At 73.6% G+C, this 24,893-nt stretch carries 20 protein-coding genes; 13 read left to right on the forward strand and 7 right to left on the reverse strand.

Translation table 11 applies throughout. The features are described 5' to 3' along the window. Window positions 1–2 precede the first annotated feature (2 nt). Window positions 3–1,112 carry a phosphotransferase family protein gene (locus KOV94_RS13075; protein ID WP_308160531.1) on the reverse strand — a complete coding sequence of 370 codons (1,110 nt, stop codon included), beginning with the start codon at window positions 1,110–1,112 and terminating at the stop codon, window positions 3–5. A gap of 145 nt (window positions 1,113–1,257) precedes the next feature. After that, window positions 1,258–2,664 (reverse strand): MFS transporter, encoded by a 1,407-nt coding sequence (locus KOV94_RS13080; RefSeq protein ID WP_218052274.1) that lies wholly within the window; start codon window positions 2,662–2,664, stop codon window positions 1,258–1,260. A 75-nt stretch (window positions 2,665–2,739) separates the two neighbouring features. Between KOV94_RS13080 and KOV94_RS13085 the strand changes: the two genes are divergently transcribed. From KOV94_RS13085 to KOV94_RS13105, 5 genes are all read left to right on the forward strand, one after another. Next, window positions 2,740–3,030: a GNAT family N-acetyltransferase gene (locus tag KOV94_RS13085; RefSeq protein WP_162353354.1), complete on the forward strand. Its 291-nt coding sequence runs from the start codon at window positions 2,740–2,742 to the stop codon at window positions 3,028–3,030. A 417-nt stretch (window positions 3,031–3,447) separates the two neighbouring features. Continuing rightward, on the forward strand, window positions 3,448–4,953 hold the full coding sequence (locus tag KOV94_RS13090; protein ID WP_162353353.1) for a glycosyltransferase family 2 protein: 1,506 nt from the start codon (window positions 3,448–3,450) through the stop codon (window positions 4,951–4,953). Next, window positions 4,946–6,466, forward strand: a complete 1,521-nt coding sequence (locus tag KOV94_RS13095; protein WP_218052275.1) for a glycoside hydrolase family 26 protein — start codon at window positions 4,946–4,948, stop codon at window positions 6,464–6,466. Before KOV94_RS13090 ends, KOV94_RS13095 begins: the two co-directional genes overlap by 8 nt. Window positions 6,467–6,513: 47 nt before the next feature. Further along, window positions 6,514–7,911: a UDP-glucose dehydrogenase family protein gene (locus KOV94_RS13100; RefSeq protein ID WP_225916612.1), complete on the forward strand. Its 1,398-nt coding sequence runs from the start codon at window positions 6,514–6,516 to the stop codon at window positions 7,909–7,911. Between the two features lie 272 nt (window positions 7,912–8,183). Next, window positions 8,184–8,753, forward strand: a complete 570-nt coding sequence (locus KOV94_RS13105) for a chloramphenicol phosphotransferase CPT family protein (RefSeq protein ID WP_124341059.1) — start codon at window positions 8,184–8,186, stop codon at window positions 8,751–8,753. A gap of 48 nt (window positions 8,754–8,801) precedes the next feature. Here the strand turns inward: KOV94_RS13105 and KOV94_RS13110 are convergent, their stop codons facing one another. After that, window positions 8,802–9,119 carry a monooxygenase gene (locus tag KOV94_RS13110; protein WP_124341060.1) on the reverse strand — a complete coding sequence of 106 codons (318 nt, stop codon included), beginning with the start codon at window positions 9,117–9,119 and terminating at the stop codon, window positions 8,802–8,804. 170 nt (window positions 9,120–9,289) lie between these two features. Continuing rightward, on the reverse strand, window positions 9,290–10,966 hold the full coding sequence (pgm, locus tag KOV94_RS13115; protein ID WP_218052276.1) for a phosphoglucomutase (alpha-D-glucose-1,6-bisphosphate-dependent): 1,677 nt from the start codon (window positions 10,964–10,966) through the stop codon (window positions 9,290–9,292). A gap of 148 nt (window positions 10,967–11,114) precedes the next feature. Between pgm and KOV94_RS13120 the strand changes: the two genes are divergently transcribed. Both KOV94_RS13120 and KOV94_RS13125 read left to right on the forward strand, forming a co-directional pair. Beyond that, window positions 11,115–11,939: a DUF5926 family protein gene (locus tag KOV94_RS13120; protein ID WP_124341062.1), complete on the forward strand. Its 825-nt coding sequence runs from the start codon at window positions 11,115–11,117 to the stop codon at window positions 11,937–11,939. Between the two features lie 430 nt (window positions 11,940–12,369). Continuing rightward, on the forward strand, window positions 12,370–13,107 hold the full coding sequence (locus tag KOV94_RS13125) for a glycosyltransferase family 2 protein (protein WP_124341077.1): 738 nt from the start codon (window positions 12,370–12,372) through the stop codon (window positions 13,105–13,107). Here the strand turns inward: KOV94_RS13125 and KOV94_RS13130 are convergent. Then, window positions 13,022–15,598 (reverse strand): hypothetical protein, encoded by a 2,577-nt coding sequence (locus tag KOV94_RS13130; RefSeq protein ID WP_308160532.1) that lies wholly within the window; start codon window positions 15,596–15,598, stop codon window positions 13,022–13,024. The genes KOV94_RS13125 and KOV94_RS13130 overlap by 86 nt on opposite strands. An 80-nt stretch (window positions 15,599–15,678) precedes the next feature. Here KOV94_RS13130 and pheA point away from each other — a divergent pair, with 80 nt between their 5' ends. Then, window positions 15,679–16,683: a prephenate dehydratase gene (pheA, locus tag KOV94_RS13135; RefSeq protein ID WP_218052277.1), complete on the forward strand. Its 1,005-nt coding sequence runs from the start codon at window positions 15,679–15,681 to the stop codon at window positions 16,681–16,683. 36 nt (window positions 16,684–16,719) lie between these two features. On the opposite strand, the gene KOV94_RS13140 is transcribed toward pheA, so the two are convergent. Then, window positions 16,720–17,556 (reverse strand): prealbumin-like fold domain-containing protein, encoded by an 837-nt coding sequence (locus KOV94_RS13140; protein WP_218052278.1) that lies wholly within the window; start codon window positions 17,554–17,556, stop codon window positions 16,720–16,722. Between the two features lie 203 nt (window positions 17,557–17,759). Next, window positions 17,760–18,920, reverse strand: coding sequence for a diacylglycerol/lipid kinase family protein (locus KOV94_RS13145; protein WP_218052279.1), 1,161 nt, complete (start codon window positions 18,918–18,920; stop codon window positions 17,760–17,762). 170 nt (window positions 18,921–19,090) lie between these two features. On the opposite strand from KOV94_RS13145, the gene serS reads away from it, so the two are divergent. The 5 genes from serS to KOV94_RS13170 all read left to right on the forward strand — a co-directional run bounded on the left by serS (window position 19,091) and on the right by KOV94_RS13170 (window position 24,818). Beyond that, entirely contained in the window at window positions 19,091–20,374 is a 1,284-nt protein-coding gene (gene serS, locus KOV94_RS13150) for a serine--tRNA ligase (protein WP_218052280.1), read from the forward strand. Continuing rightward, window positions 20,371–21,165: an HAD family hydrolase gene (locus tag KOV94_RS13155; protein WP_124341067.1), complete on the forward strand. Its 795-nt coding sequence runs from the start codon at window positions 20,371–20,373 to the stop codon at window positions 21,163–21,165. The genes serS and KOV94_RS13155 overlap by 4 nt, the downstream gene beginning before the upstream one ends. Before the next feature lie 196 nt (window positions 21,166–21,361). Next, the gene (locus KOV94_RS13160; protein ID WP_124341068.1) at window positions 21,362–22,738 is read left to right on the forward strand and encodes an ABC transporter substrate-binding protein; all 1,377 of its coding nucleotides are present in this window, start codon (window positions 21,362–21,364) and stop codon (window positions 22,736–22,738) included. Window positions 22,739–22,884: 146 nt separating this feature from the next. After that, window positions 22,885–23,874: a carbohydrate ABC transporter permease gene (locus KOV94_RS13165; protein ID WP_124341069.1), complete on the forward strand. Its 990-nt coding sequence runs from the start codon at window positions 22,885–22,887 to the stop codon at window positions 23,872–23,874. After that, window positions 23,871–24,818, forward strand: a complete 948-nt coding sequence (locus tag KOV94_RS13170) for a carbohydrate ABC transporter permease (RefSeq protein WP_124341070.1) — start codon at window positions 23,871–23,873, stop codon at window positions 24,816–24,818. Before KOV94_RS13165 ends, KOV94_RS13170 begins: the two co-directional genes overlap by 4 nt. Window positions 24,819–24,893: the final 75 nt, after the last annotated feature.

Here is a 24,893-nt window from a genome sequence, read left to right on the forward strand (position 1 = left end):
CGCTACGCGAGCGAGTCCAGCAGCGTGCGCAGCGCGTCGGCCAGGGTCGTGCGGTAGCCCGGGAGCCAGTCGCCCGCGAACGACCGGGGGACGATCTCGGTCGTGAGGATCAGCGTGAGGAACGTCCGGTACAGCGCGAGCCGCGTCTGCGCCGACGCGCTGGTGACGTCGATGCCGCCGGGCACGACGCTCGCGTAGCCCGCGAGCACGCGGGGGTTCACCGGGCCGACGTTGTGGCAGTCGGCGCCGACGAGCTCGTGCAGCGGGTCTCCCCAGAACGCGCGCTCGGGGTCGATGACGCCGACGAGCCCGCCCGTCTCCGGGTCGACGAACAGGTTCCCGGCCCAGAGGTCGGTGTGCACGAGCGTCGGCGTGGTGACGTCGTCGAGCGCGTCGCCGTGTCGCCGCAGGGCGGCGCGCACCTCGTCGGCGGGCAGGTCGACGCCCCAGCGCGGCGCGTCGGTCAGGACGGCCTCGACCATCGCGGTGAACGTGCCGCGCCACGTGGGGGCGTTGAGCCCGGCCGCGGGGTTCGGGTAGCCGAAGCCGCCGTCCGGGGCGGGCAGCCCGGCGGTGTGCAGCCGCGCCATGTAGGCGCCGAGCTCGTGCTCCGCGCGCGCGGTGCGGGGGTCGTCGTCGGCGGTGCCGAAGCCCGCGTCGACCAGCGGGACCCCGGGCAGGTGGCTGACCACGAGCGCGTCGGTCGGCACGTGCGTGCGGGTGAAGTCGGTGAGGAGCACGCGGGGCATGAGCAGCGACGGGTGCTCCTCGGCGAGCCGGTAGACGTGCGCCTCCGACCGGACCAGGTCGTGCTCGTAGGTGAGCAGCGCGTCGGTCGCGGTGGGCGCGGTCTTGACGACGACGCGCGTCCCGTCGTCGAGCGTCACGCGGTAGCTCGTCGCGAACATCCCACCGGTGAGCCGCTCGACCCCGGCGACCGTCCCGAGCGGCGCGAGCACGGCCCGCAGCGCGTCGACGGGCACGTCCGCGGCGGTGTCGCCCGCCGGTGCGGTGCCGGCGGCGGGGGCGTTCGCGGGTGCAGCCGGTGCGTCCGACGTCAGGTCGGACGACGTCGCGGAGTCGGCCACGGGTGTCTCGTCGGCGAGGGTCACGACGCGCACGGTACTGCGGGGGCCGGGCGTCGGGGGAGGCCGGATGGGCCGTTCGTGGTGTCGAAAACGGGCACTCCCGCGGTATCGGAAGTCGCGACGGCGACGAGGTCGGCGACACGCGGCCCGACTGCGGGCTGGGAGGCGCTCAGCCGTCCTCGGCGACGCCCGTCGGCCGGGGCGGTGCGGGGTGCTCGACGGCGCTGCCGACCTGGCCGTCCGTCGCGGACCGCTGCTGCGGCACGGCGCTGCGCGGGTCGACGCTCTCGGCGACCTCGCAGGCGGCGACGGCGGCCCCGGCGGTGGCCGACGGCGACTCGTCCTCCACGGCGCGCGCGACGCGCTCGTCGGCGGCCTTCGCGTCGGGACGCGGCCGCAGCGTGCGGTACGCGGCGAGGGTCGCGACGAGCGCGAGCCCGGCGGAGACGATGACGACGAGGAACCCGCCGTGCGAGCCGTCGGCGTCGATGCGGGCGCCCGCGATGGACGAGCCGAAGGAGACGCCGACGCCGAGCGACGTGCCGACCCAGGTGAGGCCCTCGGTGAGCCGCGCGGGCGGCACGAGCTGCTGGACGAGCGCGTTGCCGTTGATGAGCGTGGGCGCGATGGCGAAGCCGGTGACGAACATGACCGCGGCGAGCACGACGAGGTTGGTCGCGACGACGAAGAACGAGACCCCGACGGCGAGCACGACGACGCCGATCGCGAACCGCTGGTGCAGCGGCCGGACCCAGTGCCGCGTGCCGTAGAGCAGCCCGGCGATGAGCGACCCGAACGCGAACACGGCGAGGATCACACCGGCGATGCCGGTGTTCCCGGACTCCTCCGCGAACGCGACGGTCGAGACGTCGGTCGCGCCGAAGATCGCGCCCATGGCGACGAAGACGAGCGCGAGCACGACCATGCCGGGGTTCGCGAGGACGGAGCCGCGCACGCGCTCGCCGCCGGCGCTGATGGTCGGGGCGGGCTCGGTGGCGCGCAGCGCGAGGAACCAGTACCCGCCGACGACCAGCGCGACGAGCGGCACGACCAGCCCGGCTGCGGGGTCGACGCCGGTCGCGAGGACCGTGGCGAGGACGGGGCCGACGATGAAGACGAACTCGTCGATGGTCGACTCGAGCGCGTACGCGGTGTGCATGGGGCGCGGGTCGCCCCCGAGCACGCCGGACCAGCGGGCGCGCACGAGCGAGCCGAACGACCCGACGGCGGCGCCCGTGACGGCGGCGGCGACGTAGAGGAGCCACGGGTTGCTGTCGGCGCGCGCCGCGACGACCAGTGTGACGAGACCGACGGACGCGACGGCGACGGCGGGGCGCATGACGCGGGCCTGGCCGTGCCGGTCGACGAGCCGGGCGAGCTGCGGCGAGCAGAGGGCCTGCGCGACGACGTAGACGGCGGAGACCCGTCCGGCCAGCCCGTAGGAGCCGTACAGCGCGGAGATCATGAGGACGATGCCGATCCCGATCATCGACATCTGGAGGCGCGCGACCATCCCCGCGACGGAGAAGGCGAGGGCACCCGGGCGCGACAGGATCTCGCGGTAGGGCTGGAGCATGCCCTCAGTCTCGCACCGCGCTCCGACGGTGGCCCGGGGCTGGTGGTGGGGCGCCGTGTGCCGCACGATCGGTGCATGACGGACGTGCTGGTCAGCGACGCGCCCGAGGCGCACCGGTTCGAGGCCCGCGACGAGGCGGGTGAGCTGCTGGGGTTCGCGGTGTACGACGTGGTGGGCCGGACGGTCGTGTTCACGCACACCGAGGTGGACCCGCGCGCGGAGGGTCGCGGGGTCGCGTCGACCCTCGTCCGCGAGGCGCTGGACGCCGTCCGGGAGAGCCACCGGGACGTCGTCGCGCTGTGCCCGTACGTGAAGGCGTGGGTGGCGCGTCACCCGGACTACCAGGACCTCCTGCACCGCCCGTGACAGACCCCGGTGACAGCCTGACGAACACCGTCCTCCCGAGCAACTTCTTGTAAATTTCGTGTGAAGTTGCCTCGGGCAAAGCGGACATGTCAGGTCAAGAGGTAAGCGCTTCCGGTGAGCGCCGTCACTTTTGGACGCTTGTCCGTCTCAATGTGCTGTTACCGGCTGGTAAGTTCGATTTACCGAGTTCGCCGGGCTGTGGTCACACGTGGGTCCACCGCACCGCGACCGGTCCGTGCGCCTCCATCTGCAGGGGGCGGTTGCGCACGTCCACTCGCAGGTCAGAGGCCTATGAGTGGTCCTTCGACGCGCCCGCTGGGTCCTCGCTGACCCGCCGGTGACGTTCACGCTGGATCGCCGACGACGCCGGGACAGCTGGTCAGAAAAAGCCACCACCGTGTCGGGTAGGCCATTCAGATGTTTGTTTTCGTTCTTCAGCTGCGTCATATGCTGGAAGGGCAGTCGGAGTTTTATCTCTTCGCTGTCTTCTCCACGCTGATCTGGGCGTTGTGGCTGCTCAAGGTGCTGCTCTCGCGCCGCTACAAGCCGTACACCGGCGAGTACCACGGCACCACCTCGGTCGTCGTCCCCGTGGTCGACGAGCCCCTCGACCTCTTCCACGACGTGCTCTCGCGGATCGTCGCGCAGCAGCCCGACGAGGTCATCGTCGTCATCAACGGCAAGCCCAACCCGGGCCTCGAGCGCGTCAGCGAGCAGTTCGCGCCGCTCGTCCGCTGGGTGCACACCCCGATCCCGGGCAAGCGCAACGCCGTCAAGATCGGCACCGAGATGTCGCGCGGCGAGATCACCGTGCTCGTCGACTCCGACACCGTGTGGACCGACGGCACGCTCCCCGAGCTCGTCAAGCCGTTCGCCGACCCCAACATCGGCGGCGTCACCACGCGTCAGCGCATCCTCGACCCCGAGCGCTCCTGGATCACCCGCTGGGCCGACTGGCTGGAGAACACCCGCGCGCTCTACTCGATGCCCGCGCAGTCCGCGCTCGGCCAGGTCGGCTGCCTGCCCGGACGCACCATCGCGTTCCGCCGGCACATCCTCATCGACGTCATGGACGACTTCATGCACGAGAAGTTCATGGGCGTCTTCCTCGAGGTCTCCGACGACCGCACGCTGACCAACCTGACGCTCAAGGCCGGCTACAAGTGCGTGTACCAGTACACGAGCCTCGTCTACACGGACGCCCCGCTGCAGGTGAAGAAGCTCTTCAAGCAGCAGCTCCGCTGGGCCCGCGGCAGCCAGTACAACACCCTGCGGATGCTGCCCTGGATGATGGGCCACGCCCCCGTCCTGGCGATCTTCTTCGTGATGGACATCATCCTGCCGTTCCTGCTGGTCGGGACGATCGCGGGCTGGATCTACCGCGCCGCGTCCGGCACGGGCGTGAACCTCTACCAGGCGATCCTCGAGACGTACACGGGGCTGCAGGGCTGGGTCTGGGTCGTCGCCACGATGGTCATCTCGTCGGTGCTCTCCATGGCGATCCGCCAGATCCGCCACCTGCACGAGAAGCCGTCCGACTTCCTGCGGCTGCCGGTCTTCATCATCGTCTCGACGTTCTTCCTCATGCCCGTCCGCCTGCTCGGCTTCCTGCGCATGGCGCACGCGTCGGGCTGGGGCACCCGTGCCGGCGCCTACGCCGGCGGTGACCTCATGGAGGAGCTCGAGCAGGCCCCGCAGGGTCCCGTCGACCTCGTCGACCGCGCCCCCGACGGAGTCGTCCCGCACCAGCGGTCCGCCGACGGCACCGTCCTGACCGAGGCGCCGGCGCGCGTCCGCCGCGCCACCGCGGCCCCCGCACCGGCTCCCGCGCCGCGTCGCCGCCGTCGTCTCAACCCGCTCGCCGGCATCCCCTACGTGGCCGCCGTGCTGATCTTCGCCCTGGAGGCACTCGTCTATGTCTGAGCACACCGCCCACGGCTGGTGGACCCGGGCGATCCGCCCGTCCCCCCGCAAGCGGCTCACCGCAGCCGCGATCGCGCTCGCCCTCGTCGCCGTCACCGTCGGCGTCTGGCTCTCGCCCTCCGTCGACGGCGTCGTCCCCACCCGCGCCAGCGCCGAGGAGATGCGTCTCCAGGCGGAGAACGAGAAGCTGCGCTACTCGCTCGAGGCCCGCGAGCAGGAGGTCCTCGACCTCGAGCGCTCGCAGCGCAAGGCCGCCTCCGAGCGGTCCGCCGCCGCCGAGCGCGGCAAGGCCAAGGCTGCCGAGGAGAAGGCCGCGGCTGACGCCGCCGCGCAGCAGAAGGCCGCCGAGGAGCAGGCCGCCGCGAAGGCCGCGTCCTCCGCGAAGGCCGCGTCCGAGAAGAAGGCCGCCGCCGAGCGCGGCAAGGCGCGCGACCGCGCCGAGCAGGCCGAGGCCGCGCTCGCCCGGGCCCGTGCCGCCGCGGCCACGCCGTCGTCGTCCGGCCCCGCCCCCGAGGTCAAGCCCACGGCACCGCCGCTCGCCGCGCTGCGGCAGCCCACGGCCCGCCAGTTCGGCCTCTACACCCCGCAGGCCCCGTTCAGCTGGGCCGAGCAGGACGCCGTCGCCGCGCAGATCGGGACGCAGCCGAACATCGTCGGCTACTTCCAGGGCTGGGACGGCAACTTCCGCGCCGACGCCGTGAGCCGGTCGTGGGCCAAGGGCGCCATGCCCATGCTCACGTGGGAGTCGCGGAACCTCGCCACGGCGAACGACGTGGTCGAGGAGCCCGAGTGGTCCCTCAAGGAGATCACCAACGGCCGCTACGACGCCTACCTGCGGCAGTACGCCGCGGACGTCACCGCCCTCGGCCTGCCCGTCGCGATCCGTCTCGACCACGAGATGAACGCGTCCTGGTACCCGTGGAACGAGCAGGGCTCCGGCGGCGCGTCCGTCAACGGCAACAGCCCCGGCGACTACGTCGCCATGTGGCGCCACGTGCACGACATCTTCGAGGCGTCCGGCGCCAACCAGTACGTGCTGTGGGTGTGGGCGCCGAACATCGTCAACAACCTGCCCGCCGCGAACCAGTCGCTCGCCTACACGAAGTCGCTCTACCCGGGTGACGAGTACGTCGACTGGGTCGGCCTGTCCGGCTACTACCGGCCGCCGTACCGCGACGGCCAGACGCCCACCTTCGCGTGGACCTTCGACAAGTCGCTCGACCAGCTGCGCGCCATCACGCACAAGCCGATCTTCCTCGCGGAGATCGGGGCGTCGGAGAGCGGCGGCCAGAAGGCCGCGTGGGTCACCGACCTGTTCGACGCGCTGGCCAAGCCGGAGAACGCCGACGTCGTCGGCTTCGCCTGGTTCAACCACGCCGTCACCACCATCAGCCAGGGCGAGCGCGTCACCAACGACTGGCGCGTCGAGTCCCGCGCCGACTCCCTCGCCGCCTTCGTCGAGGGACTGCACGACCCCGCCGCAGGCTTCGCCCTCCCGGGCGGTGCGTCATGACGCCCGCGACGCCCACCGCCAACCCCCGCCGTTCTAGGAGAGACGACATGACCGAGCAGCACACCGAGGACCTCACGGTCGCGGACCACTTCCCCCGGCGCGTCTTCGACGCCGACGCCCCCGCCCCTCGCATCTCGGTGCTCGGCACCGGCTACCTCGGCGCCACGCACGCCGTGTCGATGGCCGCGCTCGGCATGGAGGTCGTCGGCTACGACGTCGACCCCGCCAAGGTCGCCGCGCTCCAGGCCGGCAAGGTGCCGTTCTACGAGCCCGGGCTGCCCGAGCTCCTCGAGGAGCAGCTCGCCACCGGCCGCCTGCGCTTCACCTCCGACGTCGCCGAGGCCGTGGCGTTCGCGGACGTGCACTTCGTGTGCGTCGGCACGCCGCAGACCAAGACGAGCCACGCCGCGAACCTGTCCTTCGTCGAGGCTGCGACCACGGCCATCGCCGAGAACCTCACGCACGACGCGCTCATCGTCGGCAAGTCCACCGTGCCCGTCGGCACCGGCGCCCGCCTCCGCGAGCTCGTCGCGGCCAAGGCCCGCAAGGACGTCCGCGTCGAGCTCGTGTGGAACCCCGAGTTCCTCCGTGAGGGCAAGGCCGTCCAGGACACGCTGCACCCCGACCGCATCGTCATGGGCGGCACCACCGCCGACTCCGAGGCGCTGCTCCGCCGCGTCTACGAGACGCCCATCGCCGAGGGCACGCCGGTCGTCGTCTGCGACCTGCCCACCGCCGAGCTCGTCAAGGTGAGCGCCAACGCGTTCCTCGCGACCAAGATCTCGTTCATCAACGCGATCGCCTCCGTGTGCGAGGCCGCCGACGCGGACGTGACCGTCCTCGCCGACGCGCTCGGCCACGACGTCCGCATCGGCCGCCAGTTCCTCGACGCCGGTCTCGGCTTCGGCGGCGGCTGCCTCCCCAAGGACATCCGCGCCCTCATGCACCGCGCCAACGAGCTCGGTGCGCACCAGGCCTCCGCCCTGCTCCAGCAGGTCGACGAGATCAACATGGGCCAGCGCGGCCGCGTCGTCGAGCTCGCCCTCGAGGCGTGCGGCGGCTCCGTCCTCAACCGTCGGGTCGGCGTCCTCGGGGCGGCCTTCAAGCCGCACACCGACGACGTGCGCGACTCGCCGGCCCTCAACGTCGCCGCGGCCCTGCACCTGCGCGGTGCCCAGGTCACCGTGTACGACCCCGAGGCCGGCGACACCGCCCGCGCGTCCTTCCCGACGCTCGGCTACGCGACCTCCGCCGAGGAGGCCGTCGAGGGTGCGGACGTCGTCCTCGTCCTCACCGAGTGGGACGAGTTCGTCGGCGCCGAGCCGGCCAGGCTCGCCGCCCTCACGCAGAACGCGAACGTCATCGACGCGCGCGGCAAGCTCGACCCGCAGCGCTGGCGCCAGGCCGGCTGGTCCTTCCGGGGCCTCGGCCGCACCGCCGCCTGACGGGTCGCCTGAACGGTCGCCGGGGTGTCGGCGACCGACCTCGGGCCGCCGGAGGCACGGTCCGGCGGTCACCCCCGCACGCACCGCCCGACCGCGTCGGGTCGGGGGTGCGTGCAGCGGGCGGTGTCGCGCCCCGACGCCGCTCCGCACGACGGGCCGCGCACCTCGCAACCAGGTGCGCGGCCCGTCCGTGCGTCCGCCGCCTGGTGCGCGGCCCGTCCGTGTCCCCGCCGTCACACTGGCGGGTCCCGCTTCGCCGTACCGTGGCGCGCATGCCGCACGCGTCCGGACAGGTCGACGTCGTCGTCGTGAACGGCGGCTCCAGCTCGGGGAAGAGCTCCCTCTGCCGCGCCCTGCAGGAGGAGCTCCCCGGACTGTGGCTGACGTTCGGCGTCGACTCCTTCGTCGACGCGCTCCCGGGCGCCGGTGACAGCCCGCGAGCCGACATCACCTTCGGCGCGGACGGCACGGTGAGCGTCGGTCCGCAGTTCGGTGCCGGGCAGGACGCCTGGTACGCCGGGCTCGCGACCATGGCGCGCCACGGCGCCCACCTCGTGCTCGACGAGGTCCTGCTGGCCGGAGGCGCCGGTCAGGAGCGCGTGCGCCGGGCCCTCGACGGGCTCGACGTCGTGTGGGTCGGCGTGCACTGCGACCCCGAGGTCGCCGCGGCACGAGAGGCGCACCGGCCCGATCGTGTACCCGGCATGGCGCGCGACCAGGCGCTCAGCGTCCACGCGGGCGTGCGGTACGACCTCGAGGTGGACACGACGCGGCGTCCGACCCTGGACTGCGCCGCCGAGATCACCGCCGCCCTCGCGGCCAGGGCGTCCGCGCGCGAATGACGGGAGGGAAGGTGGCGGCAGGGCGGGTGACGGCAGGGCGGGCCGGCGCTACGGCCGTTGCTGCGGGACCGGTGCGTGGGTGATGGCGGACAGGCCTGCGTTGACGGGCGTCGAGAAGGTCGTCACGTCCGTGATGCCGAAGCCCGCGAGACGCGCGGTGTGCTTGGCGAGGTAGCGCTCGGCCGACGCGCGGTCGGTGAAGAGGTACGCGCCGCCCGCCGTCCCGGCCTCGGCGTCCTCCGTCCAGACCTTCCAGAGCAGCCCGTCCTCGGCGGCGATGTCCGCCGCCAGGTCCCCGAACGTGGTGACGGCCTCGTCACCGACGGGCCCGTCGGTCGGGAAGTCGAAGAACAGCAGGTGCGCCATGATCGGTCCTCTCCGCGGGCTCACGGTGGACGCCGGTCGACGCCCACCGGCCGCCCAGTCGACCACACGCCACCCACACGGCCGCGACCCGGGTCTGAGGACCGGAGACGGTGCGTCAGCGGTCGCCAGACCCGGGTCGTCGTCGAGCGAGGACGGCGGCGTCGGCCGGATCAGCTGCCCAGGGCCTGGGAGACGACCTGCTTGGCCTCGTCCTGGACCTGCGTGAGGTGCTCCTCGGACACGAACGACTCGGCGTAGATCTTGTAGACGTCCTCGGTGCCTGAGGGCCGCGCGGCGAACCACGCGTTCTCGGTCGTGACCTTGAGGCCGCCGATGGCCGCGTCGTTGCCGGGCGCGTGCGTGAGGCGCGCGGTGATCGGCTCGCCCGCGAGCGTCGTCGCGGTGACCTGCGAGGCGTCGAGCGCGGCGAGGGTCTTCTTCTCCTCGCGGGTCGCGGCGGCGTCCACGCGCGCGTACCAGGACTCGCCGAACTCGCCGACGAGCTCGCGGTGGATCTGCGACGGCGACTTCCCCGTGGTCGCGATGATCTCGGACGCGAGCAGCGCGGGCAGCAGGCCGTCCTTGTCGGTGGTCCAGACGGTGCCGTCCTTGCGGAGGAACGACGCCCCGGCGGACTCCTCGCCGCCGAACCCCACGGACCCGTCGACGAGCCCGGGCACGAACCACTTGAACCCGACGGGCACCTCGATGAGCCGGCGACCGAGGCGCGCGGCGACGCGGTCGACCAGGCTCGACGACACGAGCGTCTTCCCGATCGCCGTCCCCGTGGGCCAGCCCGGGCGGGCGCCGCCGTAGAGGTAGTGGATCATCACGGCGATGTAGTGGTTGGGGTTCATCAGGCCGCCGTCGGGCGTCACGATGCCGTGCCGGTCGGAGTCCGCGTCGTTGCCGGTCGCGACGTCGAACGGCGCCTCGCCGCCGGCCATGCGCTGGACGAGCGACGCCATCGCGTACGGCGACGAGCAGTCCATGCGGATCTTGCCGTCCCAGTCGAGGGTCATGAACGACCAGCGCGGGTCGACCTGCGGGTTCACGACGGTGAGGTCGAGGCCGTAGCGCTCGCCGATCGCGCCCCAGTACTCGACGGACGCGCCGCCGAGCGGGTCGGCGCCGATGCGCACGCCCGACGTCCGGATCGCCTCGAGGTCGAGGACGTTCGCGAGGTCGTCGACGTACGCAGACAGGTAGTCGTGCTTGCGCGTCGTCTCGGCCGCGAGCGCCTGCTCGTAGCTCACGCGCGGCACGGACCGCCAGCCCGACGCGAGGATCGCGTTCGCGCGGTCGGCGATCCACGCGGTCGCCTGCGACCCGGCCGGGCCGCCGTCCGGCGGGTTGTACTTGAAGCCGCCGTCGCGCGGCGGGTTGTGCGACGGGGTCACGACGATGCCGTCGGCCAGGCCGGGCCCGGCGATGCGGACCCCCTCGGACGATCCGGCGCCGTTGTAGCTGAGGATCGCGTGCGAGACGGCGGGCGTCGGCGTCCACGAGTCGCGCGCGTCGACGCGGACCTCGACGCCGGCCGCGGCCAGCACCTCGAGCGCGGACCGGAACGCGGGCTCGGACAGCCCGTGGGTGTCGCGGCCGATGAACAGCGGCCCGTCGGTGCCCTGCCCGCGGCGGTACTCGACGATCGCCGCGGTGATCGCGACGATGTGCGCCTCGTTGAACGCGGAGTCCAGGGCGGACCCGCGGTGGCCGCTCGTGCCGAAGACCACGCGCTGCGCGGGGTCGTCGAGGTCGGGCTCGCGATCGAAGTACGCCCCGAGGAGGGCGTCGAGGTCGACGAGGTCGGACGGCTGGGCAGGGGTTCCGGCGCGCGGGTCCATGCCGTCGATCCTTCCGCATGACCTGTGACCGCGCAGCCCCCGGCCGTCCCGGTCCGTGGACCTGCCGTGCCAGGTCCGTCACACGCGCCCCGACCGGCCGACGCGGGACCGGTCGGGCGGGCGCCGTCGCGCCCGGTAGCCTCGGGGCATGGCCAGGAACACGCCCGACTTCGTGCTGCGTCCGTTCGAGGGGCTGCCCGGTGAGCCCGACTGGGTCGCGCTCAAGGAGCTCGTCCCCGCGGCGACCGCGACCGCCCGCACCACCCAGGAGCACGGTGCGCGCGACGTCCTCGTCACCACCGTCCTCCCGACGGCGTGGCCCGCGCTGCACCGCGCCGACGGCGTGGTCCTCCTCGCCCTCCAGACGGTCGGCTCGTCGGGCGACGCCAGCCGCGACCTCGCCGCCTCGCTGCTCGAGGCCCTCGAGGTGGAGCCCGGCACGGCCGTCGAGACGGTCGGACTGCCCGGTCCCGGCCCGCGCCTCCAGGACGTGCTCGACCTGTCCGTGCCGTTCGAGGTCACCGTCCACGAGTCGTTCTCCTACTGGCTCGCGCCCGACACCGAGCGCACGCCCGACCTCGTCGCGGCCATGGAGGAGGCCGACGCGGGCATCATCGACACCCGCAAGCTCGCCGCCGCCGAGTCCGCCTACTGGTGCCGCATGGGCGCCCGCGAGTTCCTCCGCTGGGCGCAGCCGCACGACGAGCAGGTCGTCCTCGACGCGCTCGCCCGCCTGCACGCGCGCCGCGCGTCGGGCTTCGACGGCGGCAAGTTCGTCGGCTACTTCCGGTCCAGCGGGCTCGTCGTCCCCGTGTGGGAGCTCGCCCGCGGGTCGGAGGCCGAGGACGTCGAGGCGCCGCTCGCCGCGTTCGCGCCCTCGTTCGCGGAGGCGCTCGCGTCGACCGAGCCGCTCGACGCCGACGAGCGCCGTGCTCGCGCGGGTCTCGTCGCCCGCCAGGTGACGCTCCGCTGACACCCGTCCCGCTGACGCCGCCGACGCCGACGCCGCCCGCCGGACGGGTGCCGTCGGCGTCCCGGCCTGCGGGTCCGGGCGGGCGGTCCACGTCCGGCTCGCTAGGCTGGCGCCCGTGACGCGCAAGGGCGGGAAGGCCGCCGACGACCAGCCGGAGGCCGGCCCGACCGACGCCTCGACGGCCGCTGCGACCGCGCCCGCGCGCACGCGTGGCCGGACGCCCGCCACCACGACGGTCGACGAGGCGGCGACGTCCTCCGGCTCGGGAACCGACGCCCCCGCCGCGACGTCCGACGCGCACCCCGAGGCCCCGGCCACGGGCGGCCGTCAGCGGCGCGGAGGCCGCGACGCCGGTCGCGACGCCGCGCGTGAGCCCGCGCACGACGCGCGCGAGCCCAAGCCGCACCGGCACAAGCAGCGGGTCGCCGTCATCATCCCGGCGAAGGACGAGTCCCGGCGCATCGCCGCGACCGTCCGCTCCGCGCGCGCCATCCCGCACGTCGACCTCGTGCTCGTCGTCGACGACGGGTCGGAGGACAACACGCAGCACGTCGCGCGCGAGGCCGGCGCGGTCGTCGTCCGGCACTCGCACAACCGCGGCAAGGCCGCCGCGATGGAGACCGGCGCCGCCGTCGTCGCGATGCGCGACGCGCCCGACCGTCTGCCGCGCGTCCTGCTGTTCATCGACGGGGACCTGGGCGAGACCGCCGTCAACACCGCGCCGCTCGTGCCGCCCGTCGTCGACGGGCACGCCGACCTGTCGATCGCGCTGCTGCCGCCGCAGCCCGGCGCGGGTGGTCGCGGGATCGTCGTCGGCGCCGCGCGTCGTGCCATCGCGTCGATGACGGGGTGGACGCCCACGCAGCCGCTGTCCGGCATGCGCTGCCTCACGCGGGAGGCGTTCGAGGCCGCGACCCCGCTCGCGCGCGGGTGGGGCGTCGAGACGGGCATGACGATCGACCTGCTGCGACAGGGCTTCCGCGTGATCGAGGTGCCGTGCGAGCTGCGGCACCGGCCGTCCGGGTCCGACCTCAAGGGTCAGCTGCACCGGGCCGCGCAGTACCGCGACGTGCAGCTCGCGGTCAGCGCGCGCCGGGTCCGGGGGGCGGCGGCGTCGGTGAAGCAGACGGTCGCGCCGCGTCAGCGTCCGCCGCAGACGCACCGCTGACCTCGTCCGTCGCCACCGCCGCGGACGCACCGCTGACCTCGTCGGTCCCCACCGCCGCGGTCGCACCGGCGCGGTCGACGGGCGCGTCCTGCGCCGACCCGCCGTCGGCTGCGTCCGTCGCGACTGCCGTCCCCGCCCGCGCGGCGACGCCCGTCGGAGGTCCGTCGTCGACGGTCACGGCCGTGGGCTCGGGGTTCTCCAGCCGCCACTGCGCCGCCGCGGCGACGAGGCACGGCACCGCGACCGCGATCCCGGTCGCGGGGACGACGATGCCGGAGTCGTTGATGAGGAAGCCGACCCCGAGGCCGGCGCCGATCGCGAGGACCGCGGGCCGAAGCAGCGGGACGGCGGCCTGGAGCCCCGCGAGCGGGCTGCGCGGACCCATGAGGGCGCCGCGCCGCGGGCGGTCGCCGGCCAGGACGATCCACGTGAGCGCGATGCCGAACACCGCGAGCACGAGGTAGCGCCAGTTCGTGAGCACCCGCAGGTTGACCGACAGCTTGCGGTAGACGACGTCCCACAGGCCGCCGTCGAGGACCGTCGCGAAGAACCGTCCCAGGTGCGTGCGGTCGGCGGGCGGGCGCATCCAGTCGAGCACCGCGAAGCCGCCGACGACGAGCGCGCCGACGGCGAGGATGAGCGCGAGCGTCTTCCACTGCACCCGACGGCCGCTCACGACGATGCCGAGCAGCGCGAACGCGAGGATGAGCGCGGGCGGGCCGCCGAAGTCCGAGCCGAGGCCGGGGGCGCCGTCCACGACGACGAGCAGCAGCCCCAGCGCGCCCACCAGGACCGTCGCGAGGACGCGTCGGCCGCGGCGCACGAGCGGGTCGGCGATCGCGACGGCCACGAGCAGGCCCGCGGCCGTGAGCAGCGCGAACGCCTGGTTGCTCATGCCGTAGAACCGGGCCGCGAGCAGCCGGTGCGCACCCATCGGGGTGTCGATGACGAGGTGCGAGCCGGTGCACGCGTCGACGACGAGCACGCCGACGGTCACGGCGGCGACGAAGCCGGCGGGGCCGAGGACCGAGCGCCGCCACGGCCCGACGAGCGCGAGCGCCGTGATGAGCGCGATCCAGGCGAGGACGGTCCACCAGAACGCCATGCGCGGGTCGGCGGCGCGCCACCACGGGACCAGGCCGGTGAGGAACGCGGTGATGGGTGCGGCGGCGAGTGCGAGCGACGCGATCTTCAGCGCGTGCATCGCGGGCCGCAACGGTCGCCGGTCGGAGCGGCCCTTGCGCGTGAGGATGATCGCGGCGGCGACGAAGAGCACGGCCTGCGCGAGCACCATGCGCGTCGAGAACCCGCCGCTGACGCGCGTGACCCACTGCGCCTGCTGCTGCACGTCGAGCAGCATCGCCATCCGTGCGGACGCGGTCGCCGGGCCCGCGGTCGGCACGATCGTGGCGCCCGCGAGCGCCGGCGCGTCGTCGTCGAGGTCGAGGGCCGCGAGCAGCGTGGGCGTGACGTCGACCGTCTGGACCAGCCCGGGCTGCCGCGTCGCGCCCGACGTGAGCAGGTTGCGCGCGTACTCGGCGCCGTTGGGAGCGGTGCCGAGCGCCGCGGCGAGCTGGAGGGTCGCGCGGCTCGAGTCGGCGAGCGACACGACGAGGACCGTCGCCCCCGTGCGCTCGGTGGCGCGCAGGACCGCGCCGATGCGGTCGTCGAGGGTCTGCGCCTGGGCCGAGCGCGTGGGCTCGACGATCGCGCCGGGTGTGGGGAGCTCGGGGTCGGTCGGGTCCGCGATGCCGGGGATCTCGTCGCCGAGCTCCTCGTCGGGCGCCGTCGACGACCCGCGTGCGGCGGTGGCGTAGCCGGGGTCGCGCAGCACGCCTGCGTCGACGACCACGAGCTGCGAGGTCGCGAGCGCGTCACGGACCGTGCGCGTGAGGGCCGCCGTGCTGCCGGGACGCGCGACGTGCGTCCCGACGGGCAGGCCGTCGCCGTCGGCGAGCGCGATCGCGGCGCCCGGGCCGACGCCCGTGGCGGGCGTGCCCGAGCCGGCCAGCAGGTCGCCGAGCAGGCCGGGGCGTGCGCCGTACGACTCGGCGTCCGCGGACGCCTCGTAGTCGTCCCACCCGGGGACGACGCCGTCCTCCCCGGGGTCGCGGAGCGTGCGGCACGTGCGGTCGTCGGCCGGCAGGTCGGCGGCACGCTCGCCCGACGAGACCGCGAGCCAGCCGTCCGCGGGGCACGAGCGCGACGCGACCGAGCGGGCGGCGACGAGGCCGATGGACCCGTCGCGCGACAGGTCCCACAGGGTCGGCGTCGTGAGCGTCGTGACGTCGTCCCAGCGCAGGCCGGTCACGCCGACGAGGACGATCGGCGCGGTGGCGCCGCCCTCGGCGGCGGCACCTGACGGGGCCGGGGTCGGGGCGGCCGCGCCCGCGGTCGGGGCGGTGAGCAGCACGGTCGCGACGGCGAGCAGCGTGCCGGCGAGCGCGCGCACGCGGTGACGCAGGGCGCGCGGGCGGGCGGAGGTCGGCACCGGTCAAGCCTACGGGCGCACTACCCTCGACCCCGGCGGGTGGGGTCGACGCCGCGTGGAGCGCCTGAGGAGGAGCTGTGATGTCCGAGGCAGGAGCGGTCGCGTCCGGCGCGTCGACGTCGGGGCGGGGCGGTCGTCCGCGGTACGCGTACCTCGGGCCCGCGGGCACGTTCACCGAGGCCGCGCTGCGGCAGGTCGTCACGCCCGACGAGGCCGAGTACCTCCCGCAGACCGACGTCGGCGCCGCGATCGAGGCGGTCCGCTCGGGCGACGCGGACTTCGCGGTGGTCGCGATCGAGAGCACCGTCGAGGGCGGCGTCACCGCGACGCTCGACAGCCTGGCCGGCGGCGCGCCGCTCGTGCTGCTGCGCGAGGTGCTCGTGCCCGTGCAGTTCACGCTCGCGGGCGTGCCGGGCGTCGCGCTCGGCGACGTGCGCCGCATCTCTGCGCACCCGCACGCGTGGGTGCAGTGCCGCCGCTGGCTCGCGCGCCACCTGCCGGGTGTCGTGCACGTCCCCGCGACGTCCAACACCGCCCCGGCTGCGCTGCTCGCGCGCCGCGCCGCCGACGGCGAGCCCGTCGAGCCCGGGTTCGACGCCGCGCTCGTCCCGCCCGCCGCGGTCGAGACGTACGGGCTCGTGCCGCTCGCCGAGCACGTCGCGGACAACCCGAGCGCCGTGACGCGGTTCGTGGTCGTCGGCCACCCCGGCCAGGTCCCCGCGCCCACGGGGGCCGACAAGACGACGCTCGTCGTGCACCTGCCCGACAACGAGGCCGGTGCCCTGCTCGCGATGCTCGAGCAGTTCGCGGTGCGCGGCGTGAACCTGTCCCGGATCGAGTCGCGGCCCATCGGCGACGCGCTCGGCCGCTACTCGTTCTCCATCGACGCCGAGGGGCACATCACCGACGAGCGCGTGGGCGAGGCGATCATGGGCCTGCACCGCCGCTGCCCGCACGTGCGCTTCCTCGGGTCGTACCCGCGTGCCGACGCCGTCGAGCCGACCGTGCACGTCGGGACCACGGACGCGGACTTCGTCGGCGCCCGCGACTGGCTCCGCGCGGTACGCGAGGGCTCCGCGACCTGAGCCGACGCCTGTCTGCGACGGCCGGTCGGGGCGAGGTCAGCCCTGCGCGGCGACCAGCACCTCGGCCGCGGGGACCGCGCCTACGTCGACGCCGCGCAGCAGCCGGTCGGCCGTGACGCCGTCGCGAGGGTCGGGCGCGTCGAGGCCCGCGGACTCCGTGAGCGCGACCGGTCCGGAGAGCCCTTCGGCGGTGCCGGTGCCGCTGCCGGCCTCGTCGCCGACCGGCTCGGCGTCCGAGTCCGCGAGCGCGTGACCGGGCACGAGAACGGCAGTCGTCAGCGTGTGGCCGACGGGCAGGGTCCATCGGACGCGGTAGACGCCCGCCGCGACGTCGTCGAAGACCGCGGTCCCGTCGGGCCCGGTCGTAGCCGCGGCCACGGCGCTGCCGTCGACGTGCCGGGCGGGCCGGGCGTCGGCGGTCTCCAGGTGGGCGACGACCCCGACCAGCGGCTGCTCCGTCCCGCCGCGCAGGCCGTCGCCGTCGTCGTCGGACCAGGCGCGCGTGACCAGCGCGAACGCGGGCGCGGCGACGGCGCGGTCGTCGAGGAGGACGGGCGGGCGCTCGTCGTCAGGCGGGAAGGCCATCTGCCCGGCGGACGTCGTGACGGCGAACGCGGCGACGGCGGCGACCGCCGCGAGCGCTCCGGCGGTCGCGAGCACGAGCGAGGCGGACGTCGTCCGGCGGGACGGTGGTGCTCCGACGACGGGAGCACGCCCCAGCGTGGGCGACGAGGGTGTCGAGAGGGGCGTGGGCCTGACACCGCGGAAGGCGTCCGGCGACGGCACGACGCGCGGCGGCACCGGGACGACCGGTGTGGGCGCCGTCCGGTGCGGCGACCCGCCCGGGGGCTCGGGGCGGCTCTCGGTGGTCACCGTCCTCCTCGTCCGCGCTCCTCGGTGGTCCTCCGTCGACGAGCCCGCCGCTGGGGGTCGGGCGAGCCGAGGCTCGTCGCGCCCACGCGCACGTCGGCGGCGACTCGTCCACGGTAACGGCGACGTCGGACATCGGGGGAGGAACCGGACGATCTTCACCATCCCGGAGCAACGCCGAGGCGGCCCCGACGGACGGGCGGCGGTCAGCGGGTCGGGACGCGGACCACCAGCGCGCCGGGGTCGACCCGGGCCGTGAGCTCGGTGACCCGCCCGACGACGTCGCCGTCGACCTGCACGTGGTCCCCGCCCGGCACGACGAGCCGCACCTCCTGCGCGCGCGTGTGGTCGATGCGGCCGATCTTCGCCGGCAGGTCGTTGCGGACCCCCACGCCCTGCAGCACGACCTCGCCGAACAGCTGCGCCCACCCGGCGATCCCGGCGCGCGTGTCGATCGCGGCGACGTCGAACCAGCCGTCGTCGAGCTCCGCGTCGGGCAGCAGCGTGATGCCCCCGGGCAGCTTCCCGCAGTTGCCGATGAGCAGGCTGCGCAGCCGGGTCGTCGTGACGGGCTGGTCGTCGAGCCGGACGTGCACGCGGCTGCGGCGGCCGTGCAGGTGCTTCATGCCCGCGACGAAGTAGGCGATCCAGCCGACGCGCGCCTTGAGCTGCTCGTCGGCGTCGGCGACCATCGCCGCGTCGAACCCGACGCCCGCGATGACCAGGAAGATGTGGTCGCGCGGGACGTCCCCGTCGTCGGGCAGGTCGTCCGCGGCCTCGGCGACGTCGTCGTGCACGTCGGACTCCCAGCGCTGCACGCGCAGCCAGCCGACGTCGATGGTGCGGTCCCGGCCCTCGACGGCGACGCGCATCGCGGCGAGCGGGTCGGACAGCGGGATGTCGAGGTTCCGCGCGAGCAGGTTGCCCGTGCCGAGCGGCATGAGGCCCATCGGCACGCCCGTCCCGACCAGACCCTCGGCGACTGCCCGGACCGTCCCGTCGCCGCCCATCGCGACGACTACGTCCGCGCCTCGCTCGACCGCCTCGCGCGTCTGGCCGACGCCCGGGTCCTCGACCGTCGTCTCGAGCCAGAGCGGCTCCGGCAGCTCCTGCTCGGCGCACAGCCGCAGCACCGCGGCGCGCAGGTGCGCGACGTCGGGCTTCGACGGGTTGGCGACGAACGCGACGAGCTGCCCGCTGCCCTCGATGTCGCGCGCGAGCCGCAGCGCGCGGGCGGACCGCGCGACGCCGGGCGACTCGATGCGCCGCCGGAGGTCGCGCTGCCGGACGAGCAGCACGAGGACGAGGAGCAGCGAGAGGAGCGCGAGCGCACCCGCGACGACCGCGACCCACCCCTCCCACGACACACGGGCAATCTACGGCCACCCGCCCCTGACCCGCCGGAACGCCCCGCGCCGCTCCCAGCCACCGTCCTCGCCGCCCGCTCCTGTCCCGCCCGTGCGATCCGCGAGCTCGGCGCCGCGGGGGCCGGTCGGGTGCGGGGCGGGGGGTGCGGGGTGGTCGGTAGAGTCGGCGGGTGATCGATCTGCGGCTCCTGCGGGAGGAACCCGAGCTCGTCCGGACCAGCCAGCGGCTCCGTGGCGACGACCCGTCCCTCGTCGACCAGGTCCTCGACGCCGACTCCCGCCGCCGCGCCGCCCTCACCGAGTTCGAGACGCTGCGTGCCGAGCAGAAGGCGCACGGCAAGAAGGTCGCGCAGGCGCAGGGCGAGGAGAAGCAGGCGCTGCTCGCGCACGGCAAGACGATCGCCGAGAAGGTCAAGGGCCTGCAGGCGGAGGCCGACGAGGCCGAGCGCCACGCCACGGACCTGGCCCGGCGGATCGGCAACGTCGTCGAGGACGGCGTCCCGGCCGGCGGCGAGGACGACTACGTCGTGCTCGAGCACGTCGGGAGCCCGCGCGACTTCGCCGCGGAGTACGGCGACGACTTCGCGGTGCGCGACCACCTGGCGCTGGGCGAGGGCCTCGCGGCGATCGACACCGAGCGCGGCGCGAAGGTGTCGGGGGCGCGGTTCTACTTCCTGACGGGCATCGGCGCGCGGCTCGAGCTCGCGCTGCTCAACGCGGCGGTCGACCGGGCGCTCGCGGCGGGGTTCACGCCCGTCATCACGCCCACGCTCGTCAAGCCCGAGGTGATGGCCGGCACCGGCTACCTGGGGGCGCACGCGGACGAGGTCTACCACCTGCCTGCGGACGACCTGTACCTGGTCGGGACGTCGGAGGTCGCGCTCGCGGGGTACCACAGCGGCGAGATCCTCGACCTGACGAGCGGCCCGAAGCGGTACGCCGGCTGGAGCGCGTGCTACCGGCGTGAAGCCGGCTCGTACGGCAAGGACACGCGCGGCATCATCCGCGTGCACCAGTTCCACAAGGTCGAGGCGTTCTCCTACACGACGGTCGAGGACGCGGCCGACGAGCACCGGCGGATCCTCGGCTGGGAGAAGGCGATGCTCGACCTCGTCGAGCTGCCGTACCGCGTGATCGACACCGCGGCGGGCGACCTGGGCAGCAGCGCGGCGCGCAAGTTCGACTGCGAGGCGTGGCTGCCGAGCCAGCAGCGGTGGCTCGAGCTGACGTCGACGTCGAACTGCACGACGTTCCAGGCCCGCCGCCTGGGCGTGCGCGAGCGCACCGCGGACGGCACGGTCCGTCCGGCGGCGACGCTCAACGGCACGCTCGCGACGACGCGCTGGATCGTCGCGATCCTGGAGAACCACCAGCAGGCCGACGGGTCGGTGCGCGTCCCGGAGGCGCTGCGCCCGTACCTGGGCGGCCTCGAGGTGCTGGAGCCCGTGCGATGAGCCGCTGCACGATGGTCGCGCTCGACGTCGACGGCACCCTCATGTCCTACGACGGCGTCATCTCCGCCGACGTGCGCGACGCGATCGCGGCGGTCCGGGAGGCGGGGGTGCACGTCGTGCTCGCGACGGGTCGTGGCGCGCACTCGGCGGTGCCGGTCGCGCGCGACCTGGGGCTCACCGAGGGCTGGGTCGTGTGCTCGAACGGGGCGGTCACGGCCCGCATCGACGGCACCGACGACGGCTTCGAGATCACGAAGTCCGTGACGTTCGACCCCGGCCCGGCGCTGCGGACGATCGCGATGGAGCTGCCCGACGCGCTGTTCGCGGTCGAGGACCTCGGCGTCGGCTTCAAGGTGTCCGCGGACTTCCCGGCGGGTGAGCTGTCCGGGCGGGTCCAGGTCGTGCCGTTCGACGAGCTCGCCTCGACGCCCGCGACGCGCGTCGTCATCCGCGCGCCCGAGGCGAGCCCCGAGGAGTTCCACGCGCTCGTCGAGCGCGTCGGCCTGCACGAGGTCGAGTACGCCGTCGGGTGGTCCGCGTGGCTCGACCTGACGCCCGGCGGGGTGTCGAAGGCCAGCGCGCTCGAGGAGATCCGGCAGCACGAGGGTGTCGAGCCGTTCGCGACGGTCGCCGTGGGGGACGGGTCCAACGACGTGCAGATGCTGCGGTGGGCCGCGCGCGGCGTGGCGATGGGGCACGCGTCCGACGTCGTGCGCGCCGCGGCCGACGAGGTCACCGGGACGATCGAGGACGACGGCGCCGTCGCGGTCCTGCGGAGCCTCGTCGACTGACGAGAGCCGCCCGCGGGCGTCGTCGCAGGTGCCGCGGGCAACGGCGGTCAGGGCGCTGACACGTGTGCGTTGCCCAATTGTGACCGTTCTGTCCCCGTGCGCCGGTTGCGAAACCCTTGCGCAACGACTTGCATCGCTGGGGAGGGCGCGACGGGGTGGAGTCGCGCCGTCCGGACCATGACGACGTGGAGGTCTCATGAACGGCTTGCGCAAGCGTCGCGGCTACACCGCGGCAGCGGCGGCGGGGGCGGGTCTCGTGCTCGTGCTCACCGCCTGTTCGGGCAGCGACGACGACGGGGGCAGCGGCGACGGCGCGTCGTCGACGACGGACTGCACCGCGTACGAGGACTACGGCGACCTGTCGGGGAAGACGATCAGCGTCTACACCTCGATCGTGGACCCGGAGTCGCAGCAGCAGATCGACTCCTACGCCCCGTTCGAGGAGTGCACGGGCGCGAAGATCGAGTACGAGGGGTCGCGCGAGTTCGAGGCGCAGCTCCCGGTGCGCCTGCAGGCGGGCAACCCGCCGGACATCGCGTACATCCCGCAGCCCGGGTTCCTGAAGTCGATCGTCGAGCAGTACCCGGACGTCGTCGTGCCGGCCCCGCAGGCCGTCATCGACAACGCGAACGAGTACTACACCGAGGGCTGGGTCAACTACGGCACGGTCGACGGCACGCTCTACGCGACGCCGCTCGGCGCGAACGTGAAGTCGTTCGTCTGGTACTCGCCGACGGCGTTCGAGGAGAACGGCTACGAGATCCCCACGACGTGGGACGACCTCATCGCGCTGACCGACCAGATCCGTGAGGACCACCCCGACGTGCAGCCGTGGTGCGCGGGCATCGAGTCCGGCGACGCGACCGGCTGGCCGGCCACCGACTGGCTCGAGGACGTCGTCCTGCGGACCGCAGGCGCGGACGTCTACGACCAGTGGGTCAACCACGAGATCCCGTTCAACGACCCGCAGATCCTCGAGGCCCTCGGGACCGTCGGCTCGATCCTCAAGGACTCCGAGCGCGTCAACGGCGGCTGGGGCGACGTGACGTCCATCGCGACGACCCCGTGGAACGAGGCGGCGCAGCCGATCCCGGACGGCGCCTGCTTCCTGCACCGTGCGGCGAACTTCTACCAGGCCAACTGGGACGAGAGCCTCAAGGTCGCGGAGGACGGCGACGTCTACGCCTTCTACCTGCCGGGCAAGACCGAGGACGACAAGCCGCTGCTCGGCGGCGGTGAGTTCGTGACGGCGTTCGCCGACCGTCCCGAGGTCCAGGCGTTCCAGGCCTACCTGTCGAGCCCCGAGTGGGCGAACAAGAAGGCCGAGGTCACCGGCCAGGGCTGGCTGTCCGCGAACAACGGCCTCGACCCGGCGCTGCTGCAGTCGCCGATCGACAAGCTGTCGTTCGACCTGCTCACCGACGACTCGTACACGTTCCGGTTCGACGGGTCCGACCAGATGCCCGGTGCCGTCGGCGCCGACGCGTTCTGGAAGCAGATGACGGCGTGGATCGCGGAGAACCAGTCCGACGAGGAGACGCTGGACAACATCGAGGCGGCCTGGCCGCAGTGACGCCTCGACCGGTGTGACACCGACGTGGTGGGGGTCCGTCAGCGGGCCCCCACCACGGCCGTCCCACCGGCGGTCCCCTGCGCGCACGGCTCGCGCGCCTCCCCCCGTGCATCGACGCCGGCCTGGACGGCGATGAAAGGTGAGCCATGGACTGGTTGATCCGCCCTGACACGACGGGCGAGAAGCTGACGCTGATGGTGCTCGCGATCCTGCTGTTCGTCGTCGTGATGGGTCTGATCCTGTTCGGCGTCGACCGGATCAAGCGGCTGCCCGTCTGGGTGGTCGCGCTCGGGTTCCTCGGCCCGACGCTGCTGTTCCTCACGTTCGGCCTGCTGTACCCGGGCCTGCGGACGATCCGCGACTCCTTCTACACGAACAGCGGTGACGCGTTCGTCGGGTTCGACAACTACGTGAAGGCGTTCACGGAGGACCAGTTCCAGATCGTCCTGCGCAACACCTTGCTGTGGGTCGTGCTCGTCCCGCTCGCGGCGACGTTCATCGGCCTCGTGTACGCCGTGATGGTGGACCGGACCCGGTTCGAGTCCTTCGCGAAGACGCTGATCTTCCTGCCGATGGCGATCTCACTCGTCGGTGCGTCGATCATCTGGAAGTTCGTCTACGAGTACCGGCCCGACCAGGGCAACATCCAGCAGATCGGGCTCGCGAACCAGGTCCTCGTCTGGCTCGGGCTGCCACCGCAGCAGTTCCTGCTCAACCAACCGTGGAACACGCTGTTCCTCATCGCGGTCATGGTGTGGATCCAGGCCGGCTTCGCGATGACCGTGCTCTCCGCGGCGATCAAGGCCATCCCGGACGACATCGTCGAGGCCGCGCGCCTCGACGGCCTGGGCGGCGCCAAGATGTTCCGCTTCATCACCGTCCCGAGCATCCGGCCCGCGCTCGTCGTCGTGCTCACGACCATCGCGATGGCGACGCTCAAGGTGTTCGACATCGTCCGGACGATGACCGGCGGCAACTTCGGCACGTCCGTCGTGGCCTACGAGTACTACACGCAGTCCTTCCGGGCCCAGAACCCCGCGTTCGGTGCGGCGCTCGCGGTGCTGCTCTTCGTCCTCGTCATCCCGATCGTCGTCTACAACGTGCGGCAGCTGCGACTCTCGGAGGAGATCCGATGACCGTCATCCCGCCCACCAACCTGGTCGACGAGACCGAGGCCGACACCCGCGCCGCCCGGCCGGCGCGCAAGATGTCCCGCGCGGAGAAGCGCGCGATGGCGGTCAAGGGCAAGCTCAGCTCCCCGTGGGCGTCGGGCATCGCGATCGTCATCGCCGTCCTGTGGACCGTCCCGACGTTCGGCCTGTTCGTGACGTCGTTCCGCCCGCGCGCCGAGATCCGGTCGTCGGGCTGGTGGACGCTCCCGTGGAACCCCGAGCTCACGCTCGAGAACTACCAGGAGGCGCTGTTCGGGTCCTCGACGAGCCTGGCGACCTACTTCCTGAACTCGCTCGTCATCACGCTGCCCGCGGTGCTCATCCCGATCTCGCTCGCGCTGCTCGCGGCGTACGCGTTCGCCTGGATCGACTTCCGGGGTCGCAACCTGCTGTTCGTGGGCGTGTTCGCGCTCCAGGTCGTGCCGATCCAGGTCACGCTCGTCCCGCTGCTCTCCCAGTACGTGTCGTGGGGGCTCGCGGGCTCGTTCTGGGTCGTGTGGCTGTCGCACTCGATCTTCGCGCTGCCGCTCGCGATCTACCTGCTGCACAACTTCATGAAGGACATCCCGCCGTCGCTCGTCGAGGCCGCGCGCGTCGACGGCGCCGGGCACGTGAAGATCTTCTTCCAGGTGCTGCTGCCGCTGCTCACGCCCGCGATCGCGTCGTTCGCGATCTTCCAGTTCCTGTGGGTGTGGAACGACCTGCTCGTCGCGCTCGTGTTCGCGGGCGGCACGCCCGACGTCGCGCCGCTGACGGTCCGCGTCGCCGAGCTCGCCGGCACGCGGGGGTCGCAGTGGCACCTGCTGTCCGCGGGTGCGTTCATCGCGATGATCGTGCCGCTGATCGTCTTCCTCGCGCTCCAGCGGTACTTCGTCCGCGGCCTGCTGGGCGGCGCGGTCAAGGGCTGACCCGACCGCCCGACCGCACGACCCGCGGCCCGCGCACCCTCCGGGGTGACGCGGGCCGCGTCGTGCCAGGACCGG

This window comes from Cellulomonas algicola, from assembly GCF_019024305.1.
GTDB lineage: Bacteria > Actinomycetota > Actinomycetes > Actinomycetales > Cellulomonadaceae > Cellulomonas > Cellulomonas algicola.

What these genes read in the sequence shown, in the direction of transcription:
- KOV94_RS13080 (WP_218052274.1), bottom strand. Translation starts at nt 2,664, where the DNA reads ATGCTCCAGCCCTACCGCGAGATCCTGTCGCGCCCGGGTGCCCTCGCC.
- KOV94_RS13085 (WP_162353354.1), top strand. Translation starts at nt 2,740, where the DNA reads ATGACGGACGTGCTGGTCAGCGACGCGCCCGAGGCGCACCGGTTCGAG.
- KOV94_RS13090 (WP_162353353.1), top strand. Translation starts at nt 3,448, where the DNA reads ATGTTTGTTTTCGTTCTTCAGCTGCGTCATATGCTGGAAGGGCAGTCG.
- KOV94_RS13095 (WP_218052275.1), top strand. Translation starts at nt 4,946, where the DNA reads ATGTCTGAGCACACCGCCCACGGCTGGTGGACCCGGGCGATCCGCCCG.
- KOV94_RS13100 (WP_225916612.1), top strand. Translation starts at nt 6,514, where the DNA reads ATGACCGAGCAGCACACCGAGGACCTCACGGTCGCGGACCACTTCCCC.
- KOV94_RS13105 (WP_124341059.1), top strand. Translation starts at nt 8,184, where the DNA reads ATGCCGCACGCGTCCGGACAGGTCGACGTCGTCGTCGTGAACGGCGGC.
- KOV94_RS13110 (WP_124341060.1), bottom strand. Translation starts at nt 9,119, where the DNA reads ATGGCGCACCTGCTGTTCTTCGACTTCCCGACCGACGGGCCCGTCGGT.
- pgm (WP_218052276.1), bottom strand. Translation starts at nt 10,966, where the DNA reads ATGGACCCGCGCGCCGGAACCCCTGCCCAGCCGTCCGACCTCGTCGAC.
- KOV94_RS13120 (WP_124341062.1), top strand. Translation starts at nt 11,115, where the DNA reads ATGGCCAGGAACACGCCCGACTTCGTGCTGCGTCCGTTCGAGGGGCTG.
- pheA (WP_218052277.1), top strand. Translation starts at nt 15,679, where the DNA reads ATGTCCGAGGCAGGAGCGGTCGCGTCCGGCGCGTCGACGTCGGGGCGG.
- KOV94_RS13155 (WP_124341067.1), top strand. Translation starts at nt 20,371, where the DNA reads ATGAGCCGCTGCACGATGGTCGCGCTCGACGTCGACGGCACCCTCATG.
- KOV94_RS13160 (WP_124341068.1), top strand. Translation starts at nt 21,362, where the DNA reads ATGAACGGCTTGCGCAAGCGTCGCGGCTACACCGCGGCAGCGGCGGCG.
- KOV94_RS13165 (WP_124341069.1), top strand. Translation starts at nt 22,885, where the DNA reads ATGGACTGGTTGATCCGCCCTGACACGACGGGCGAGAAGCTGACGCTG.
- KOV94_RS13170 (WP_124341070.1), top strand. Translation starts at nt 23,871, where the DNA reads ATGACCGTCATCCCGCCCACCAACCTGGTCGACGAGACCGAGGCCGAC.